We start from the raw sequence: 17,757 nt of genomic DNA, 5'->3' as shown, positions 1-17,757 counted from the left end.
TCAAGCCGTCCTTATCTATGGTTGTTCTGTCTCCCGAGCTGCAACACCGTCTGCGATCGCCCCTGTATATCGGGACAGTAGCCCTGCACAGCCGCGTTCTCCAGTCGCCCCTCTCCGGCGTGACGGACCTGGTGTTTCGGCGACTTGTGCGGCGCTATGCGCCAGACTCGATGATGTACACCGAGATGGTCAGCGCCTCCGAGCTGCACCACGTGCGCAAGCTGCCCAAACTGATGGAGGTGGACCCCCAGGAGCGACCCATCAGCATTCAGCTCTTTGACTGTCGGCCTGACTTTTTGGCGGAGGCAGCGCGCATGGCGGTCGCGGAGGGAGCGGACACGGTGGACATCAATATGGGATGTCCCGTCAACAAAATCACCAAGAACGGCGGCGGCTCTTCTCTGCTGCGTCAGCCGGCGATCGCCGAAGAGATCGTGCGCAGCGTGGTGGCAGCGGTGGAGGTGCCGGTCACGGTCAAAACTCGAATCGGCTGGAGTGACGGCGAAATTAACGCTGTGGAGTTCGGGCGACGCATGGAGGATGCGGGGGCTCAGATGCTGACGCTGCACGGGCGCACGCGAGAGCAGGGATACAACGGGGCGGCTCGCTGGGAGTGGATTGGCCGGGTAAAGGCGGCTCTCTCGATTCCGGTGATCGCCAATGGAGATATTTTCTCGGTGGAGTCGGCGGTGCGCTGCCTGGAGGAGACGGGGGCGGACGGCGTGATGTGCTCCCGCGGGACTCTGGGCTATCCCTTCCTGGTGGGTGAAATTGATCACTTTCTCAAGACGGGAGAGTATCGCCAGCCGCCGACTCCGGCGGAGCGCCTGCTGTGCGCTCGCGAACATCTCCAGATGCTGTGGGAGTACAAGGGCGATCGCGGCATTCGTCAGGCCCGCAAACACATGACGTGGTACACCAAGGGCTTCGAGGGGGCAGCAGAACTGCGATCGCGCCTGTGCCAAATCGAATCCGCAGATGAGGGCTATCGACTGCTCGATGGGGCGATCGCGCAGCTCCAGGCGACAGGCGATCGCGCTGTGGTTGCTCTGGCCTGATCTTGCTGGCAGACTCTATCCTGAGATTTGCTCTCTCTATCCTTTCTGGGCGATCGCTGCCCTCTAGATCACGCGAAATTGCCGGGTTTTTGCGTATTTTTTAGGCGCTGTAGCGGCCCAAAACCCCTTTGGGCTATGAGGCCTTTACCAGAAAAATGAAAAACTAAACTCTATCCAAAGTTGCAATTTATACTAGTAGACTAGAAGTTAGCTAGATCACAAAATCCAGCACTATTCATAAAATATCTGACAAAAGCTAGCGTATTTCTGAGGAATTTTCCTGGTTTTTGTCGAAATCGTGCGCATTTTCAAGGTTGCTGGACTTTAGCGCAGCGATTACTAATGGGCTATGTTTTGCGTGATAATACCGAACTTATCTATTTGGCGCTCTGCTCAGTGTTGTAGATACCTTCGGATTAGCGTCGCAAAGCTGTTTTCGCGGATTGTTTCCTTGTTGTCTCGGTCTATCACGTGCGAAGGTGAGCCCGCTAGGTACGGTCGGCTCTCTATTTCTTTGCATCGTAGGAGCAGAGTCTCTTCTGGGGGGTGAGCGATCGCCCTTTTGCATCTGCTAGTGCATCTGATTCAAGGGTGGTCGGTGAACTTCGGTTTGTTAATCAGCTGAACCCGCAAATTCTATTTTTAGCTCGCTTGCGGGCTCAAATTCAGCTTTGAAATTTTGGCTCCTTTGGAGCTTACAGATCCAAATTTCCCCTGTTTCTGAGAGATTTTCTCATTATTTCGCTATTTTTCGGAAAAAGAGAGTCTCCACAAGTATTACTGAGTGGCCACTTCAACTTTTTGTTGCAGAAGTATAAGGATCATTCCATGCAGGAATTCAACACTCTCATCTCTCGCCTCAATCAGTCGATGGGCCAAGCCTGTAGCGCTCTAGATGCCCAGCGCAACCCCATGGTGCAGATCATGAGAGAGGTCAGCGCCGAGCAACTGATCTATGTGCTTCAGCAATACGCTATTTTTCCGAAGGCGCTGGTGGACCTGATGGTGCTGACGGAGCAAAAGGCCCAGCAAAGCGGCTGGAGCCGGATTGCGGCGGAGCTCCAAGACAATATTGCTGAGGAACTGGGCCGAGGAACGGAGGGTGTCTCTCACTATCGACTGCTCGCGGAGGGCCTCGAAGATGCGCTGGGGGTGCCTGTGGTGGCGATCGCTCCGTCTCCTGCGACCATGCAGCTACTCGCCCACCTAAACTCGATCTTTCGCAAAGGAGGTGCCTATATCCTGGGTGCTTCCTACGCCATCGAGGCGAGCTCGATTCCAGAGCTGCTGATTGTCCAAAAAATGATTCGGTACTTGCTGCAAAAGGAGATGCCGCCGACTCTAGATCATTTCTTCACGATGCATCTCAACGAGTGGGAGCCTGAGCACGAAGCGGATTTGCGAAACGCGATCGCCCACTATCTCCAGCCGGAGGATCTACCAGAGTTTGAGGCGGGATTTTATATGGTGCTGGAGGTGATGGAGATTTGGTGGAAAGGTTTGGCGATCGAGGCAATGCTGTATCCGGCCCTAGACGGGGCGATCGCGGCTTAAGGCCTATCATGATGAGCAACGGAATGTGACGACGCGATCGGGTTTGGGCATCTCACCAAGCCCTTTCTAGATTGATTGCCCTTGAGTCCCCAACCATACCATTGCTATGAGCGCTTCTTTCTCCCAGCCTTTGACCCCCGAAAGTCTCTCTTCCCATGCCAGCCCTGGTCTGCCGCCTTTCTACTATTACAGTGAAGAAATCTTTGAGCTAGAGCGGCGATCGCTGTGGCAAAAAGCTTGGCAAATGGTCGGGCGAGCGTCGGATCTCCCGGCACCCGGTGACTATCTCACCTGCACTTTGGGAGATCAGCCCATGGTGATCGTGAGAAATGATGCTGGCGATCTGCGCATTTTTCATAATGCCTGTCCCCATCGGGGGGCCAAGATGATGGAGGGCCAGGGCCACTGCAACCGGATTCGCTGTCCCTACCACGGCTGGAACTTCGATCGCGAGGGCCGTCTGCGGGGACTGCCCAGGGCTGAGCACTTCCCCGGCCTCTCCAAGTCAGACGTCAACTTGGTGGCGGGGCGCGTAGAGACGTGGGGCGGCTTTATTTTTGCGAGCGCTGAACCGGAAGGAGAAGATCTCAAAAGTCATCTAGCAGAATTTCCGGCGTTTCTGGAGCAGTATGAGCAGCCTTGGGAAGATCTCGAAGAGATCGATCGCTGGTTTTATGAGGAGCCAGCGAACTGGAAGTTTCCCATCGAGAACTATCTCGAGTGCTATCACCTGCCGGTGGTCCACGCTCGCAGTCTGCGCTGCTTTGATCCGCTGCAAATCCAGTATGCGCCTACGGGCAGGCACTACCAAATTTCGGTGCCCTTTGTGGATGAAGCGATAGTCGAAAATCATCCGGCCTTTTCGGGCAAGCGGCGCGGCTTCTCCTATCAGGGATTTGTTTTCCCAAACTGGATGGTGAACACGGCCAAGGATAAGGTGTCGGTGTTTCGCCTCACGCCGCTCACGCCGACGACGACCCGCTTTGAGGTGATTCTCTATCAGACTCCTGCGCAAAAAGCCCTCTATCCCTATGATCGAGAGGCGTTTCGGCCTGAGTTTGACCACATGCTGAATGAGGACTTTGGGGCGGTGCGATCGCTCCAGCAAGGGGTGCGATCGCGCGGCTACAAGGTCACCCAATATGCAGAAACCCTAGAGTATGGAATCACCCATTTCCATCGCTCTCTGGCGGAGTTCTACAGTCTCTAGAAGCCAGTTACGGCTCCAAAACCTGGTCAGGCAATGACAAAGTCGCTGCGTGGCCAGGTTTTTTCGTGGCCAGTCAGGCACCCGTGGCCAAAGCGCAATGGAAGGCCAGAGGAGTTGTGGCCAGCGCTGTCAGCACGGACCCCTAGGCCATCGCAGCAGCCATCTGGCGACAGGACTCAGCGCAGCGGCGGCACGCCTCGGCGCAGCGCTGGCAGTGCTCGTGCTGGTGCTGGCTGCACTCGGCGGCGCAGCGATCGCACGCCTCAGCGCACACGCGGCACATCTGGCCATGCAGGTCGGAGTTGCGCGCCATCAGCCGCGCGCAGAGGGCGCAGGTATCGGCGCAGTCGCGACACCGCCGAATGCACTCGGCCATCATTTGGACCATTTCGCTGCTCAGGCAGGCCGTCGCGCAGTTTTCGCATTCTCGCAGGCAAGCCAAACAAGCCTGAATGCAAGGCTCTAAAAGCGTTTCGTGGGATCGAGTTGCGGTCATTGGGACATCTCCAGAAAACTTCTGGGCCATTGCTGGCCCTGTCCCCCACCTTAGAAAGCAAAAAACTCGATTCAATCTAACCATCGGAAGAGACTTGAGTAGAGCGCATGTTCTAGTGCTACGCTGGTGAGCCGTCGCGCTTGGTCCTTGGGACGATGCGAGAAAGCTGGGTCAACTTTGACCAGAAGCCGGTAAAGTGGGCTTAGAGCCATACCACTAGCTTCCCTGCTGACTAAGCAGCCCCTTTGAAGCAACATGTGGGTTAATGCCGCTCGAAAAAGGGCAGATTTTCCGCACGATGTGCGGCCCCTCAGCTGCTCTTTTTTCAGAGATTCAATTTTCTAAGGTCAATATCTGGGTAGTCGAGCTCGAGTCTGATAAGCTACTAAATAGCAAAAAGGGATCCTCTGACAAGGACCCCCAAAGCACCGGCTGGACAGACAAAGGTTGGCACCAAACTGTCTCAGCCACATATTCTTATGTTCGCCAAGGAGGCGATCATGATTGACGATAACATGTTTGGACACCAGCTTTCTCTTCCTCTCTTTGAAGACCGAGGAGAACCCCCTCAAGAAATTCCTGAAATGCATGTTTTCCGCAGAGAAATTTCTTCGGAAGATGTCCGTGCAGAGATGCTGCTCAAACTGCCGAAAAATGACCCTCAAATCAGGCATTTGCGTAATCTGCACCGCTTTGCGCGTCGGGGGCGAAAAGGTCTTGAAATTATCACTCCTGAGGCTGCTTGGCCATTGATTCCGGTGGGCAAGAGCGAGACAAGACGTTGGCTCTGGAATTTGTGCCAACGCCAACTCGGCTAGTAAACGCTTTCTAGGTGTGGAATCTAGGCCTTGAAGATCTTTCAGGGTCTAGATTCTGCTGTTTCAGCGCAGCGCAATGCTTTGGTTGAGGAATTTTGACGGACCGTGAAGGGATCAAAATTTTTCTCTCTTCATAACAAGGTTTGTCAAAAAACTCACCAGCGGCTTCTGTGTACTTGTTCAATAGAGAAAAATCGCTCCACCTTTGAGAAATCCCGCTTAGAAGCGGTTATTTTGCCATGCAAAGTTATGCTGACTGGTTCTGTAAGGTGACTGGCAAGCCTCCATTTCCGTACCAAGAGGGGCTCGCGATCGCCGATGACTGGCCCTTGGTGCTCAGCGCGCCTACGGGGGCGGGGAAAACTGCCGCTGTGGTTGTGGCGTGGCTGTGGAAGTGCTTCTGCGAGAGTTCGCGGCGGGCCAGCACGCCTCGCCGCTTGGTCTACTGTCTCCCCATGCGGACCCTGGTAGAGCAGACCTACAGCGCGATCGAGAAGTGGCTGGAAAATGCCGAGCTACAGCAAGAAGTCGGTCTCCATCTGCTGATGGGGGGCGCTGTGAGTCATCGCTGGGACGACAAGCCAGAGCAGCACTGCATCTTGGTAGGAACCCAGGACCAGCTCGTGAGCCGCGCCCTCAACCGTGGATACGCCATGAGCCGCAACAAGTGGCCGATCCACTTCGCCCTGCTCAACAACGATTGTCTGTGGGTGATGGATGAGGTGCAGCTAATGGGAGCGGCGCTGCGCACCACGGCTCAGCTCCAGGGCCTTCGCGAAAAATTTGGCACCTACGGCATGACGCGATCGCTGTGGATGAGCGCCACGCTGGATCCTGGCCTGTTAGTGACAGCGGACCACAAGCCGGGCTCGATCTGCGTTTATGGGCTGACCCCAGCGGAGGAAGATGCGGCTCGGAGTCTGGCTCAAAGCGCTACCAACTCGGCGATCGCCTCGAAGGCTCCTGAGAACGCGATCGCCGTATTGGCGAAGTGTATGGCTGCCCAGAAGCCGCTTCGCCGCGCCGAGACGGTTTGCGCCTCCAAGGGCGATCAGTACGGCGACAAGCTGGCTCAAGAGATCGCGGCGGCTCACCAGCCGGGGTCTCTCACCCTGGTGATCTGCAATCGCGTTGCCCGCGCCCAGGAGGTGTATGAGGCGCTGAAAAAGTACACAGCGGAGCCCCGGACGCTGATCCACTCTCGGTTTCGGGCGGCCGAGCGCCAAAGCCTCAACGCGCAGCTCAGGGAGGGGCTGTCGGGGATTTTGGTCGCGACCCAGGCGATCGAGGCGGGCGTTGACATCTCGGCTCAGGTTCTCTTTACGGAGCTGGCCCCTTGGTCTTCGATGGTGCAGCGCTTTGGCCGGTGCAATCGCTATGGAGAGCATTTGATGGGCGCGGCGGTGTACTGGATCGATATTCCTGATCTGACGAATAAAAGTACTGCCCTTCCCTACGATGAGGAGTCGCTCGAAAAGGCGCGATCGCTCCTAGAAGGCTTGCAAGATGTCGGCATTAGCACGCTCAAGACGGTCCCTGCTCCCTCAGAAGAGATCGAGGGACTGGTTCCACGGCGACACGATCTGTTGCAGCTTTTTGATACTTCGACGGATTTGGCCGGGCACGACATTGACGTTTCGTCCTTCATCCGAGAGGCCAATGAAACGGATGTGGCGATCGCCTGGAGAGAGTGGGACGGGAGCAGTCCGCCAGCGAATCTCGACGCGCTCCAGGCTCCGGAGCTGTGTCGGGTCAGTCTCTCGATGGCGGGCGACTTTCTCAAGGAGATCAAGAAGCAAAAACAGGCTGCCTGGGTGCGGGATGGCCGCAAGAAGTGGCAAGAGGTCAAAACCCTGGTGCCAGGAATGACGATCCTCGTGCCCTGTCAGGTGGGGGGCTACGATCCCCACTTGGGCTTCACGGGCAAAGCGGGTCATACCCCTGCGGTGCCGATTGAGAAAGCCATTGAGGCGGACCAAGACGATCGCGATCTCCTGAGCCAGGGGGCCACAGCGTTTGTGGAGCTGTCCCAGCACTCCCTGGAGGTCAAAGCGGAAATCGAAACGCTGATCCAGCATTTCTCAGATTGGGAGCTGCCAGCGCAGTCCCTCAGCCGCGCGGCGCACTGGCATGACTCCGGGAAGGCACACCCGTTTTTCCAGACGCGCCTGACCTACAACCGGGAGGCCCAACAGGGCGAGACGCTGTGGGCCAAGTCGGATCACGATTTCAAAGACCCGGCGGATCGCTACTTGGCACCCGACGATCGCCAGGGATTTCGCCACGAGCTGGTCAGCGCCCTCCTGGCCCTCCAGGAGCAAGAGTCATTTTTGCTGTGCTATCTGGTCGCCTGCCACCACGGCAGAGCCCGCATGAGCATTCAGCCGCGCCTGATTGCGCGGACCCAGGCGGTGAAGAAGCCGGACCCCGAGCAGCGGGCTGCTGCCCCCAGAGATCCGCTGGTGCTGTCGGCGCTGGGGGTGCACGAGGGCGATCGCGTCCATCACCAGCTTCCCGAGATTGACCTGGGGGGCGGCTTGGTCATCCCCAGCCAAGACCTCTCGCTCGAGTGTTTGCGCTTTGGCGAGAGCGACACTGGCCCGTCCTGGACGGCGCGCGCCCTGGATTTGCTAGAGGAGTACGGCCCGTTCAAGCTGGCCTTTCTGGAGACGCTGGTGCGCATCGCGGACTGGCGCGGCTCGGCCAAGCACGCTGATTATTGGGTGGAGTAAACCGATGCCTGAGTCAATGATTTTGGGAGGCTGTACGCCTCAGCCCCTGTCGGCCTATCTCAAGGCGCTGGGAATTTTGCGGCTGCTGGTCGAGCAAGGGCGCGATCGCCAGGCCAAGGGGTACTGGGAAAACGACGCGTTTGTCTTGGTGACCAGCCTGTCACGAGAAGCGCTAGAGACTTTTTTCCTGGAGGAGTATCAACCGACGCCCCTCGTGGCGCCCTGGAATGGCAGCACAGGCTTCTATCCCAAGGACAAGGCCCAAAAACGCCTGCTCCAGGAGATCGTGGACGCGCCCGCTGAGCGCTTCCGGATCTATGGGGAGACGATCGCGATCGCCCAAAGGCAGGTGGACGCTCTGGGGCTGACGGTCCAGCCCAAGGAGAAATCGGACAAGCGCAAGCTGCTGGAGCGGCTGAGAAATGAGCTGCCCGACGAGGCTGTGAAGTGGCTAGACACCTGTGCTCTGGTCACCTCGGAGGATCTGAGCTTTCCGCCGCTGGCTGGGACGGGCGGCAATGACGGCAACTTCGAGTTTAGCCGCACCTTCATGCAGCAGCTTCGAGAAGTGATGGACTTTGGGACGGGCAAGCCCAACCCATCGGCCCAAGCGCTGCTGCGGGCGGCTTTGTTTGACGACGTTTTGCCCAGCTTGCCCTTCAGCGGCAGGATCGGGCAGTTTAACCCGGTTGCTGCTGCCAGCGATCGGGTCAATCCCTGGGACTTTGTGCTGATGCTGGAGGGGATTTTGCTGTTTGCGGCTGGGGTGACCCGGCGCTATGAGCGGGCTGAGCAGGGCAGTCTGGCCTATCCCTTTACGGTGCGTCCCTCGAATGCGGGCTACGGCAGCGCGGCGGCGGGCGAGGAGGCGCGGGCGGAGCTGTGGGCACCGCTGTGGAGCAAACCGGCAGGCTTGCTGGAGCTCCAAGCGCTGTTTCGGGAGGGGCGGGCCAAGCTGGGTGATCGCGCGGCTCGCTATGGAATTGATTTTTATCGAGCGATCTCGACCCTGGGGCGCGATCGCAATATCGAAGAGTTTGTCCGCTATGGCTTCCAGCTTCGCAATGGGCTGTCCTATTTTGCGGTGCCCCTCGATCGCTTCCGCCCGCAGTCTGAGCCCCAGCAGGACTACCTGAGCGACATCGATCCATGGCTCGACCAGTTCCGGCGGGCGGCCCAAGACAAAGATGCTCCGGCCTCGGTGCTGCGCGCGAACCAGCGCCTCGAAGAGGCCATCATTGACTGGAGCCGCCAAAAGGCAACGCTGCTCGATGTCCTGATCGCCCTGGGGGAAGCGGAGGCAGACCTGGGGCGATCGCTGAAGTTTACGACCAGCAGATTTGTCTCGCCGGTGCCCCTGCTGCCTCGGCGGTGGCTCACAGCGTGCTGGGAGAATTCGAGCGAGTTTCGGCTGGGGCTGGCCCTGGCGAGCAACCGCCTGCGCCAGCGGCTGGGGCGCGCAAGGCCCCAGGAGAGGTCGCGCTTTTGGGTGTGGACGCCTAATGACGACGGCGTGACGACCTGGCAGGCGGGAGATCTAGAGAGCAACCTGATCCGGCTGGTGAAGCGCGAGGAAGTCGAAGCGCAAGCTAAGCAAAAAGCCGAAAAAGGCCAGAAAGCCGACTCAGACGGCTTGAAGACCCCGAAAAGCGGCCAAAACCCTGAAGAACCCGAATTTCAGCCTGCTGGTCAGGAAGACGCTCCGCCGGGGGACCCGAAAACCAGCCAGCCGGGCTCCTATCCGGCACCGCTGGTGGATGTTGTGCGCTGGATTCAGGGGGAGGTGAATGCAGAGCGTCTGGAGGCGATCGCCCGGGGGCTGAGCCTGGTGGATTTGGCGTTGACCCGTCCGTCCAGCCTGGGCTGGCCCCAGTGGGTGCCGCCGGCCTACGCGCTGGTGGCGATCGCCCATCAGCGACGCCTGTTGCTGGAGAAGATCCCCGAGTCTCCAGACCTGCAAGACCAGGGATCCCAGCCGTCCATCAAAACGGTGTCGCTGCCCAGGGTGCCGAACTTGCTAAACCGGCTGGCGATGGGGGACTGCTACGGCGCGACGACTCTGGCGATTCGGCGGCTGCGGGCCAGCGGCTGTCCTCCAGCGATGGGCCAGGGGATCAACGAGTCGGGCGATCGCACTCGCCGGATCGCGGCAGCGCTGGCCTTTCCCCTCTCGGACTCCGACGTGAGCCGACTGATCTGGCAGGTGCGCCCGCTCCCCAAGGAAGACCCAGAGGATTCGGGCAAAACCGCTCATTTTTCTAGTGAAGTTTCTAGTTAAGGATTCGTCATGAACTTTCAAGCACTACAAGATCAACCGCGCGTCCTGATCGAAGCGCAACTGAAGCCATTGCAGGGCGATCGCTTTCAGCCGACGGGCTTTCCGGATTTGGGGGCTGCGACCTATACGCTGCCTGGGGCCAAGAAGACGCGCATGCTGCTGCTGGAGTCTGCCCAGAGCGTGGCCAACCGCCTAGAAAACAGTATCTGGGATGAGGTCAATGAAACGGTGGTGAAGCCTCTGGCGGGAATTCCCTATGTGGTGGTTCACCAGGGCGATCAGGTGCTGACCAATTCGCTCCTAGAAGCCCACCGTCTCAACTCGTTCTATATTCTGGAGGGCAAAGATCGCAGCTTTTTTGAGATGCTCCAGCAGGAGCTGGATATACCCGCTGAGGGGGCGGTGGATTTCCGAAAGCTGGCGCGCGTCCTGGCAAAGTATGACCTCAACTCTCTATTGCACGGGATCTTTTTGGCGAAGAAAGAGATCGCGAAGGGACGCTTCAAGCTGGCGCGGGCGCTGTCGGGATTTATCGAAGCGTACAACGTGGAGACTGCGAATTCTGGCGGGGTCAAAAATGATCGGGTCAATCCCCAAGCAGAAGCCAAAAAGGGCGGTGGCAATGTCCCCTATCACCGTGAAGAATATACCGCCGAGCGGATCACGGCCTACTTTAGTTTGGATTTGGCGCAGATTCGCGGCTATTGCCTGGGCCGTGAGATCGAGGATCTGCTGATCGCGATCGCCTTTTACAAGATTCAGTGCTTTTTGGCGCGGGGGCTGCGGCTGCGCACGGCCTGCGATCTGGAGGTGGCGCAGATATCGATCCAGCGTCCAGTGGATTTCTCGCTGCCGTCGGAAGCGGAGCTGGCAAAAGCTTTGCCAGCTCTGGTGAAGGCGGCTTCGGGTGCCTTTGCCGATCCGCCGGTGACGGTGGTGCAGTACGTGGCGGATGAAACCGCAAAGGACAAGGAAAGCAACACAAGCAAGGGGCGTAGCAAAAAGTGATTGGACTCTCGATTCAGTTCTTGACGGGTCGCTATCACGCGACGCCCTGGAACCACCAGGTGAATGAAGGGCAAGTGGAGTGGCCGCCGTCTCCTTGGCGAATTTTGCGATCGCTGGTGTTTGCTTACTATCACTTGCCGGAGCAGCCGGAGCGATCGCTGTTTAACCAGATCCTGAGCAAGCTGTCGAATCATCTGCCGAGCTATAGGCTGCCAGCCTATGTCGCTGCTCACACTCGGCACTATATGCCGGTTTTTCGGGAAGGAAAATCGACCACGACTAAAGTGCTGGATACGTTTTATGCGCTGCCGGGGGGAGCGCTGTCGTCGGAGGCCAAGCTGTGGGTGATGTGGCCGGGGGTAGAGGCCACAGAGGAAGAAAAGAATCTGCTGCGCCGTCTGTGCGGCCAGATTAGCTATCTGGGGCGGGCAGAGTCTTGGGTCGAGATTCAGCTTCTGTCGTCGCAGGAGCTGGAGGCTGAGCAGGTCTCATTCCAGATGCGGCCCCTGGCCGAGCCAGAGTCCTCTGGTCAGGGAGAGCCGGTGAGGGTGCTGGCTCCGCTGACGACGGAGGGGCTGGAGGGATTTCGGGGGGCGCTGGCGCTGATGCCGAAGCCAAAGCGGGGCAAGGCGAAGTGGAAGATCCCGGCGGATCTGCTGGAGGTGCTGGAGCTGGATACGAGTGATCTCTATGCCCAGGGCTGGAGCGGGATTCCGGGGGCGCGGTGGGTGACCTATGGTCTGGAGCCGGTGGCGGAGCCGGACCGACTGGCCCCGTCTGCTCAGCGATCGCGATCGCTTGCTCCTACGGTGGCTCGCTTTGCGCTGTGGTCGAGTGTGCTGCCCAATCTGACGGAGGCGCTGACCCTGGGCGATCGCTTTCACAAGACGTTGACGAGTCTCAGCAATGGTGACCAGCCTCAATCGGCGGAGGCGGTTTTTAGCGGTCGCCAGTGGGTGACGACGGAGGAAGGGGAGGAGGTTGAGCAGGAAGCGAAGGGACATCAGCATGCGTGGTATCTGCCGGAGCCAAATCGCCAGGGCAAGATCGATCATGTGCTGGTCTATGCGGCGGGGGGATTCTCGGAGCGGGCGATCGCGACTTTGGGGCGTCTGAGGTATTTCAACCAAAAGGAGCAAGATCGCTTTCAGATGGTGCTGGTGTCGCTGGGGCGGGCGGAGGAGTACCGGTCGAATGGGCCGGGGGTTTCGCCGCTGCTGGGGTGGGGGCGTCGCTGGCGATCGCTGACGCCGATGGTGCTGCCGCGTCATCCAAAGTTCGATCGCCGCAACAATCCCAAGTGCATTGGCGAAACGCCGTTTCAGCGGGAGGGACCGGAGGACCAGGCGCTCTATCTGCTCAAGAATCTCCTGAAGTCGCTGCACCAAGATGAGTCGCTGGAGGGCTGCGAGAAAGTGCAGTCTAAGGAGGATGGGGAAGAGGATTGGCTGCGTTATGTAAATGCCCAAGGGAAGGAGCTGGTCAAGGTACGCTGTCTCTCTGATGATGAGAAGAAGGCTTGCAGCGACGATCCTTCCAAGCATTTGCATTGGAAGCAGTTTCGGCGGCGGCGCTACTCGGGTGAGGGGAGTCGATCGTCGGAGTGCGGATACTGGCTAGAGCTGGAGTTTGCGGAGCCTCGCCAGGGGCCGATCGCTCTGGGCTATGGGGCTCACTTTGGGCTGGGGGTCTTTTTGCCGGTCGATGGGGGCGCGGATCGGGGGATGTAGGAGGAAGAGGAGTGAGGCTGGTGGCCCAAAGCCTGACGGGAAGGGCGATCGCGCTCTGTGGCGATCCAAAAGGTCCGCGCCCTTTCTCAAAGGTTTGTTGCCTGGAAGTTTTTTGGGGTCTTTCGGGCTCTATGCTAGGCCCACCAGTCTGCTCGATCGCTCTTTTTGAGACCGATTCGCGCATCAGAACCTTGAAAACTAAATCCTCTCTGCTTTTCAGCCGCTCGCTGTCTCACCGCATTCTCAAGATGCGGCCCCTTTGAAGACGGATAGCCATCAGTGCAGGTAGAGGGAAGAACCCTGGTAGGTCTCACCGCATTCTCAAGATGCGGCCCCTTTGAAGAACAGACTTGCCTAAAATTAGGCCTAAAATCAGCACGTCTCACCGCATTCTCAAGATGCGGCCCCTTTGAAGACCAGTACGACGATGACAACGACATCGGCTATGCGGTCTCACCGCATTCTCAAGATGCGGCCCCTTTGAAGAGGAGCAGACCGCTTTGCGAGCGGGAACACAGCAACCGTTGTCTCACCGCATTCTCAAGATGCGGCCCCTTTGAAGACCTGGAGACGGCGCAGGGAGCCGATTTCGACCACGTCTCACTGCATTCTCAAGATGCGGCCCCTTTGAAGACACTTGATATAGATTGGGGTCTATCGGACTTGGGCGTCTCACCGCATTCTCAAGATGCGGCCCCTTTGAAGAGATGAGTGGGTGGTGCCGTGAAGCTGAGCGCTGAGGTCTCACCGCATTCTCAAGATGCGGCCCCTTTGAAGATTCGAGGACGACGGCTCAGGCCGCCCGACGGCTTGTCTCACCGCATTCTCAAGATGCGGCCCCTTTGAAGAGAGCGTGCACGACTTTTGGACGGCAACTGGAAGGGTCTCACCGCATTCTCAAGATGCGGCCCCTTTGAAGAAATCAAATCGATCGCCCGCTGACGCGATTGATTGCGTCTCACCGCATTCTCAAGATGCGGCCCCTTTGAAGAGGGGCACCAACCTTGGTGCGTCGAGCCGAGCAGCCAGCAGTCTCACCGCATTCTCAAGATGCGGCCCCTTTGAAGCACGGTCCTCAACTCCTTCCTCCCCTCTTATGAGGTCTCACCGCATTCTCAAGATGCGGCCCCTTTGAAGCTTCTAGCCATTTGCTCCAGATCCCATATTCAAGCTGTCTCACCGCAATCTCAAGATGCGGCCCCTTTGAAGCATCCCAAATCGGGAGATCCCCGAAGAGCGGATCATTGTCTCACCGCAATCTCAAGATGCGGCCCCTTTGAAGCAGCGGCCAAACTGGCTAATGGCACCCTAAAATGCTGTCTCACCGCAATCTCAAGATGCGGCCCCTTTGAAGCCATGGCACCTTCGCCGTCTTCATTAGCAGCTCCGATGTCTCACCTCATTTTCAAGATGCGGCCCCTTTGAAGCGTGGCACCCGAAGCCGCAGCTGCGGAGCCCCAACCGTCTCACCGCAATCTCAAAATGCGGCCCCTTTGAAGCATCAACACGGTGGACTATGCCACCTACACCCTAGGGTCTCACCGCAATCTCAAAATGCGGCCCCTTTGAAGCAAGGATCAGATCAAGGGCATCTTTCAAAGCTACCGTCTCACCGCAATCTCAAAATGCGGCCCCTTTGAAGCCGAGAGAGTGCTTTCGGACAGCAAAAAATGCTTGGAGTCTCACCGCAATCTCAAAATGCGGCCCCTTTGAAGCTGCCCCTCGGCAACGATCACCTCGCCCACTTTTGCGTCTCTCACCGCACTCTCAAGATGCGGCCCCTTTGAAGCGAGCAACTCAAAAACTTTGACTGGAACGCCAGCGGTCTCACCGCATTCTCAAGATGCGGCCCCTTTGAAGCGCTACTGGCGGCGATACCTCCCAGACCGTAACGTTCAAGTCTCACCGCAATCTCAAAATGCGGCCCCTTTAGACGCCAGCCTATAGACTGACCTGATCCTGGAGATGTCGGATTGTCCATAGATCAAAAGCGCCTGCATAGAGGAGATCCCAGATCGACTGGAGAGGCCCCTGGGTCTGGCGATAGCGAAGCAGGTGATCGATTCGCCAGTCATTCATGAGAGATAGCTTCGCTAGCTCCTCCGCAGTGGCCGTATTGAGATTGATCTTGCCAGCGTGATGGATCTCCTGGGGTGGCTCTGCTGGCGGATTTTCCGAGACCTCCTGAGGCAGCGGCACCGCCATCACCGCCGCGTAGGCATTCACGATGCCGTGGCCCAGGGGGGCGGGCTCGGAGGCAGGCAGAGACTGGGCTGTGCGCTGGAGACAGGCGATCGCCTCCGGGGCAGAAAGCTGGGGATTGCGAGCAAACATTAGCCCCAGTAGACCCGCCACATGGGGAGCCGCAAAAGACGTCCCCCAAACGTAGGCATGCTGGCCCCGAGGACTCGCGACATAGATCGCCGAACCCGCCGATCCGGCCTCACCCCCCGGCGCTGCCAGAGTGATACTTTCTGAGCCAAAGTAGGAATAGCTAGCGCGCCGATTTTCCACCGTAGAGGCCGCCACCACACAGAGCGATCGCAGATAGGGATAGCGATAGCCGTGGGCCGAGGGATAGTGGAGATCATTGGCGATCTGGCGTTCTCCAGCGCTGTAGTTGCCCGCCGATGTGACGGTGGCAAAACCCCGGCGATCGGCTTCCTGCAACGCTTCCCGGATGCCAATATGTTCTCCATTGGTCCGCCAACTGAGATTGAGAATTCCTCTCTCTCCCGGTTGCAAAAGGGCGATCGCCTGTCGAATCGCCGCCGCCCGCAGACCATACCCCATAGAGCCAGAAATCTTGATCGGCAAGACCCGACACAGCGGCGCAATTCCCCGCACGATCTCTCCATTTTCGGGGCCTTGGGCGATCGCCACACTCGTCACCTGGGTGCCGTGACTCACGCTGATTTCTTGGGGAGAGAGGGCACTTTCCGGATCGCTCAAGGTGAAGTTGAGATCGACCCTTTGCCAGTCGGGGCGCAGTACTGGGGCGATCGCCGGATGCTCTGTATCTACCCCGCTGTCAATCACAAAAATCGTCACTTTGTCTGATCCCTGGGTGAGCTGATGGGCCGCCCCTAGCTGAATGACGTCATGATTCCAGTAGCGTCCCACCGCCTCAAAGTCACTCTCCCTCCCCGCCAGATGCGTCGTATCCGGCCCAAAGTCATTCAGGCCGATTTGCTCCGGCTCCGCAAAGCGAATTTCTTCATACTGTCCGGCCAGCTGCACCACCTCCAGCACCGCTCTGAGGGGATCGGTATCGACGGGACAGCCGGGAATGACCGCCCGATAATATCCCATGGCTGCCAAGGTCTCCGTGACCGGCTCCACGAGGCGCAACTGGAGAGCCGCCAGGATCGCCTCCACGCGATCGCGCGGTGTCTCTGGCCGAAACCACAGATCGACCGAGAGGGGCACCAGATAGCGGATCATGCCCTGGGCGTCTCGCAGCGCCGGACAAATCCGCCCCGCCAGGGACTGCTTGAGCCGGTGGGGATCGACCGCTGGGGCCTCGAAGTCGCTCGCCTCCAAAACCAGAATGCGCTGGCGATCCTGGTGGATAGTCGTCGTTGCAAAGCCCGCCTGGGCCGCTTCGGGAACCGCCTCAAACTCATCCGAATCGGCGATCGCCGTGTAGACCCCAGACACGGGGCGCACTGTGGAGCGAGTGCCCTGGGGCTTGTCGAGCCACTGATAGGTCGGCAGCTCCAGCAGCTCCTGGAGCAGCACCTGGGGAAGCTGCGTCGCGATTTCCACTTCTGTCAGCGAGAAAAAGGGGCGACTTTCCTGTATGGCTTGTCTTGCGCTGTCCCCGAGCCCCGGCAACTGACGCAACTGGGCCTCTGTTAAAGAATTAGGGTTTAAGCGTTGGTCTAAAACTTTTTCGGGTTGCAGAAAGATCTGAAAAATCACCTCTAGGGCCAGATGGCTCTGGGTCTGGGCCATCAGCAGATCCGTCAGCGTGGCCTGTCGCGCGATGATGCGCTGGGCGATCGCAGGCTCAAGGCCCAGCACAAAGCTCAGCCTCGTTTCTAGGGTTACCAAAGATAGGTTCATGGAGAAGACCGGTAAAGAGAGAGCTCTAAGGCTGCGATCGCTGCTGCCAGGACCGTCGCAGGCGAAGAGCCCACAAGCCGAGCCCCAGGCCCCATTCCCCCGGGGGCGGGGACATCTCCCAGGGCGATCGCGTCCACCGTCTCCACAGCAGCGCACTCCGGCAAGATCTCTCCTGCCAGATTGGCACCGGTCACCGCGACGACCCCCGGAAGGCTGGCCGGAAACAGGATCCGCTGAGGTCCCCCATTGCCTGCCGCCGCAAAGATCTGGACTCCTGCGGCGATCGCCCGCTGAAGCGCCTGATAGATCACCCGAGAAGCGCGCGATCGCCCCAAAGGCAACACCAAAATATCGGCCCGCTGCTGCACCGCCCAGCGAATCCCTCGGGCAATGTAGTCTTCAGTTTTGGCAGAAAGCGAAGCCCGGAGAACCTTACCAAACAGCAGCGTTGCCTCCGGAGCCAATCCGCCAGACGCCTCTAACCCTTGGCCCACCAGCAGCGCCGCCATTTGGCTCCCGTGGCCTGTCCCATCGGCCAAGCTGCCCTGACCCGTGAAATCCTCGGCGATCACCCGAGCATTCCTCAACCCAGGATGTTCTCGATCCAGGCCGCTATCGAGCAGCGCCACCCGCACCCCTGCCCCCGTTCCTCCCGCCAACCGGGGAGACCAGCGGACCAGCCGAGAGTCTTCTCTCTGCCTCCCAAAAGACTGCAACAAAGCGGCAAGGTGGCAGGCCGGATCAACGAATTCATGCGCGATCGATGAAAAGCTGGAAATATTCACAGGACAAGACCTTTGAAGAG

General features: G+C 58.7%; 11 protein-coding genes and 1 CRISPR repeat array. Of the genes, 8 read left to right on the top strand and 3 right to left on the bottom strand.

Annotated features, from left to right (window positions below):
* The first annotated feature begins 17 nt into the window (after positions 1 to 17).
* The 3 genes from dusB to GEI7407_RS09500 all read left to right on the top strand — a co-directional run bounded on the left by dusB (position 18) and on the right by GEI7407_RS09500 (position 3,822).
* Positions 18 to 1,058: a tRNA dihydrouridine synthase DusB gene (gene dusB, locus GEI7407_RS09510; RefSeq protein WP_015171935.1), complete on the top strand. Its 1,041-nt coding sequence runs from the start codon at positions 18 to 20 to the stop codon at positions 1,056 to 1,058.
* A gap of 828 nt (positions 1,059 to 1,886) precedes the next feature.
* Positions 1,887 to 2,612: a DUF3865 domain-containing protein gene (locus GEI7407_RS09505; RefSeq protein ID WP_015171934.1), complete on the top strand. Its 726-nt coding sequence runs from the start codon at positions 1,887 to 1,889 to the stop codon at positions 2,610 to 2,612.
* 106 nt (positions 2,613 to 2,718) lie between these two features.
* Complete coding sequence (locus GEI7407_RS09500; RefSeq protein ID WP_015171933.1) at positions 2,719 to 3,822, top strand: aromatic ring-hydroxylating dioxygenase subunit alpha; 1,104 nt, start codon at positions 2,719 to 2,721, stop codon at positions 3,820 to 3,822.
* Between the two features lie 142 nt (positions 3,823 to 3,964).
* Here the strand turns inward: GEI7407_RS09500 and GEI7407_RS09495 are convergent, their stop codons facing one another.
* Positions 3,965 to 4,318 (bottom strand): four-helix bundle copper-binding protein, encoded by a 354-nt coding sequence (locus GEI7407_RS09495; RefSeq protein ID WP_015171932.1) that lies wholly within the window; start codon positions 4,316 to 4,318, stop codon positions 3,965 to 3,967.
* Positions 4,319 to 4,818: 500 nt separating this feature from the next.
* Here GEI7407_RS09495 and GEI7407_RS09490 point away from each other — a divergent pair, with 500 nt between their 5' ends.
* The 5 genes from GEI7407_RS09490 to csb2 all read left to right on the top strand — a co-directional run bounded on the left by GEI7407_RS09490 (position 4,819) and on the right by csb2 (position 12,884).
* Entirely contained in the window at positions 4,819 to 5,136 is a 318-nt protein-coding gene (locus GEI7407_RS09490; protein ID WP_015171931.1) for a hypothetical protein, read from the top strand.
* A 239-nt stretch (positions 5,137 to 5,375) separates the two neighbouring features.
* Positions 5,376 to 7,868, top strand: a complete 2,493-nt coding sequence (locus GEI7407_RS09485; RefSeq protein ID WP_015171930.1) for a CRISPR-associated helicase/endonuclease Cas3 — start codon at positions 5,376 to 5,378, stop codon at positions 7,866 to 7,868.
* A 4-nt stretch (positions 7,869 to 7,872) separates the two neighbouring features.
* On the top strand, positions 7,873 to 10,146 hold the full coding sequence (gene csx17 / locus GEI7407_RS09480; RefSeq protein ID WP_015171929.1) for a type I-U CRISPR-associated protein Csx17: 2,274 nt from the start codon (positions 7,873 to 7,875) through the stop codon (positions 10,144 to 10,146).
* A gap of 9 nt (positions 10,147 to 10,155) precedes the next feature.
* On the top strand, positions 10,156 to 11,154 hold the full coding sequence (gene cas7u / locus GEI7407_RS09475) for a type I-U CRISPR-associated RAMP protein Csb1/Cas7u (RefSeq protein ID WP_015171928.1): 999 nt from the start codon (positions 10,156 to 10,158) through the stop codon (positions 11,152 to 11,154).
* On the top strand, positions 11,151 to 12,884 hold the full coding sequence (gene csb2, locus GEI7407_RS09470) for a type I-U CRISPR-associated protein Csb2 (protein ID WP_015171927.1): 1,734 nt from the start codon (positions 11,151 to 11,153) through the stop codon (positions 12,882 to 12,884). The genes cas7u and csb2 overlap by 4 nt, the downstream gene beginning before the upstream one ends.
* Before the next feature lie 229 nt (positions 12,885 to 13,113).
* A CRISPR array of direct repeats spans positions 13,114 to 14,819; the repeat unit is 24 nt; unit sequence TCTCAAGATGCGGCCCCTTTGAAG.
* A gap of 6 nt (positions 14,820 to 14,825) precedes the next feature.
* On the opposite strand, the gene GEI7407_RS09465 is transcribed toward csb2, so the two are convergent.
* Positions 14,826 to 16,952 carry a S8 family serine peptidase gene (locus GEI7407_RS09465; protein ID WP_015171926.1) on the bottom strand — a complete coding sequence of 709 codons (2,127 nt, stop codon included), beginning with the start codon at positions 16,950 to 16,952 and terminating at the stop codon, positions 14,826 to 14,828.
* The gene (locus GEI7407_RS09460) at positions 16,949 to 17,737 is read right to left on the bottom strand and encodes a S8 family serine peptidase (RefSeq protein WP_015171925.1); all 789 of its coding nucleotides are present in this window, start codon (positions 17,735 to 17,737) and stop codon (positions 16,949 to 16,951) included. The genes GEI7407_RS09465 and GEI7407_RS09460 overlap by 4 nt, the downstream gene beginning before the upstream one ends.
* Positions 17,738 to 17,757: the final 20 nt, after the last annotated feature.

The sequence above is a fragment of the Geitlerinema sp. PCC 7407 genome (assembly GCF_000317045.1).
Classification (GTDB): domain Bacteria; phylum Cyanobacteriota; class Cyanobacteriia; order PCC-7407; family PCC-7407; genus PCC-7407.
This window is presented reverse-complemented; position numbering and strand designations above follow the sequence as displayed.

Bases quoted from the DNA above. Each gene is read 5' to 3' on its own strand.
- dusB (WP_015171935.1), top strand. From the start codon at position 18: ATGGTTGTTCTGTCTCCCGAGCTGCAACACCGTCTGCGATCGCCCCTG.
- cas7u (WP_015171928.1), top strand. From the start codon at position 10,156: ATGAACTTTCAAGCACTACAAGATCAACCGCGCGTCCTGATCGAAGCG.
- GEI7407_RS09505 (WP_015171934.1), top strand. From the start codon at position 1,887: ATGCAGGAATTCAACACTCTCATCTCTCGCCTCAATCAGTCGATGGGC.
- GEI7407_RS09465 (WP_015171926.1), bottom strand. From the start codon at position 16,952: ATGAACCTATCTTTGGTAACCCTAGAAACGAGGCTGAGCTTTGTGCTG.
- GEI7407_RS09490 (WP_015171931.1), top strand. From the start codon at position 4,819: ATGATTGACGATAACATGTTTGGACACCAGCTTTCTCTTCCTCTCTTT.
- csx17 (WP_015171929.1), top strand. From the start codon at position 7,873: ATGCCTGAGTCAATGATTTTGGGAGGCTGTACGCCTCAGCCCCTGTCG.
- GEI7407_RS09485 (WP_015171930.1), top strand. From the start codon at position 5,376: ATGCAAAGTTATGCTGACTGGTTCTGTAAGGTGACTGGCAAGCCTCCA.
- GEI7407_RS09495 (WP_015171932.1), bottom strand. From the start codon at position 4,318: ATGACCGCAACTCGATCCCACGAAACGCTTTTAGAGCCTTGCATTCAG.
- GEI7407_RS09500 (WP_015171933.1), top strand. From the start codon at position 2,719: ATGAGCGCTTCTTTCTCCCAGCCTTTGACCCCCGAAAGTCTCTCTTCC.